1 protein-coding gene is annotated in these 2060 nt (G+C 31.2%); it reads left to right on the forward strand.

The features are described from left to right. Positions 1-75 precede the first annotated feature (75 nt). A complete protein-coding gene (locus UDIV_RS03345) occupies positions 76-1407 on the forward strand; it encodes an ICP22 family protein (protein ID WP_038103310.1) in 1332 nt (443 codons plus the stop codon). Positions 1408-2060: the final 653 nt, after the last annotated feature.

The following is a 2060-nucleotide window of genomic DNA, read 5'->3' on the forward strand; positions in this document are numbered from 1 at the left end:
CTTTATATTTCTCAAACCAAACTTTTAAAAAGGAATTTTCAACATAATTTTAACTATCAAAGGATTTATTAATATATGAGTAAATTCAAAAACAAGAAAGCATTAACTCTAGCGGTTGGTGCTATTATGGCAGGGGTTAGTGTTATAGGAGTAGTTGCAGCTTGTGCACCAACAAAGGCGAAGCCAAGCAAACCTTCTCAAAGTGCTCAAAACCCGTCTCAATCTGGTGGTTCTCAATCTACAAATCCTGGAAGTGGTAGCACTACAGCTGGAACTAAACAAGGTTCAGAAAACAATACTCCATCAACACCAGGCGACAAAGGTACAAATAATGGTGGAACAACTAATCCAACAGACGGGTCATCAAAAACTTCTCCAGAAAAAACTCAACCATCAACTCCAGAAACTACACCTAAAAATGATAATGGCAGTTCTGGTGATAATAAACAAGATGATAAATCTAAAGAAATGATGCAAGGTGATAACTCTGGAACAAATTCAGAAAAAACCGATAAACCAAGTGTAGGTTCTGGCACTAGTCCTGACACTGAAAAGAAAACTGATGACACAAATAAACCAGCCAAACCAGAACCATCTGATTCAACACAACAACCTCCTAAAGATTCTGGCGAAAAAGAACAAAAAGATCCAGAAACAGGAAAACAAAACGGTGATACAGCTGAAAATAAAGATGACAAAGAAAAAAATGGAATGTCAGATAACAAACAATCTGGTGGACAAAGTGATAATTCACAAAGCGGTGGTTCAGCACAAGGTAATGAAATAGCTGGAGATAGTGAAAATAAAGAAATAGAAGAAAAGAAAGAGGAAGAACAAGCTCAAAATGATGATAATCAAGTTGGTGGAAAAACAACTGAAGATCTAGCATCTAGAAAAGCAGAAGTCACAAAAACTATTTCTGAATTAGCCAATCTTTCAGATACTGAGAAAAAAGCATTTAATACAAAGGTAGATCAAATCAAAGAACCTAAGGACTATAAGAAACTAGATGATATTCTAAAAGAAGCTCAGGAAGCAAATTCTAAGAAGTTCAAAAGTGTAAAAGTAAATAGAGATGCTCATGGATATTTAACATTAGAGATTACAACATCTAATAAAAATTACATCGAAAACATCGAAAACAAAAATCTAATATATACAATTGAAAAAGAAGGTTTTGTAGCAAACGAATACAACTCACAGAAAGTTAAAGTTGGTGATGGTACTAAAGAAGTATATACTAATCCATCAAATAGAAACAGTGATCCAGTATTATTCCAAGCATTCCCTGGTGTCCCTTTCACTAATGCAGAAAAAGGTAAATATACAATTCTTAAAATTACAACCGAAGATAACAAAGAATTCAACCTATTAGGTAAAGGTGTAACTCCTAAATTCACTATCTAAAAACCCATTAACAAGATAAAACAAAAACCAAACCAAACGGCTCGATTTGTTCGATTGAAAGATCAACTGGAACATTATTAAAGTGAAATTTAATGATGGCATTTGATCTTTTTCTCCTAAATTAAAAAAAGATTTCAAAAGACAATTTACATATGATTTTGAGCAAAAACAAATATAAACATCTTAGAATTGATAACAGAATTGCTATATCTAATTATTTAAATACTGGTTTTTTATAAGAAAAATAGTTATTTTATTTAACAAAAACCCAGCAGCAATCAGTATAGAATTAAAAAGAAATTTGATAAAAAACTTTTAGGTGTAAAGGCAACTTATAATTGACAGCATAGTATAGAGTATTTTTGTCTTGTCAATTTATTACATTTATACAAAAATAATTAAATTTATGTAAAAATCACTTTTTCTGTTCAAGTATGTAGAATAAAAATAAGCCCAAGTGTGGGGATGGATTGAACTTACTTTTAAGAAACCGACCGGAAAAGTCGGTTTTTTTTCTTTCTAATAATTTATATTTTCATCAAACAGATAACAGCGAACGGATTCATAAATAACAAAAATACTAATCCTAAAAAATATGTTTAACCGGAACATTTAACCAGAAAGTCCTTTTTTTTTTTTTTTTTTGAAGCACG

This window comes from Ureaplasma diversum NCTC 246 (assembly GCF_000731915.1).
GTDB lineage: Bacteria > Bacillota_I > Bacilli_A > Mycoplasmatales > Mycoplasmoidaceae > Ureaplasma > Ureaplasma diversum.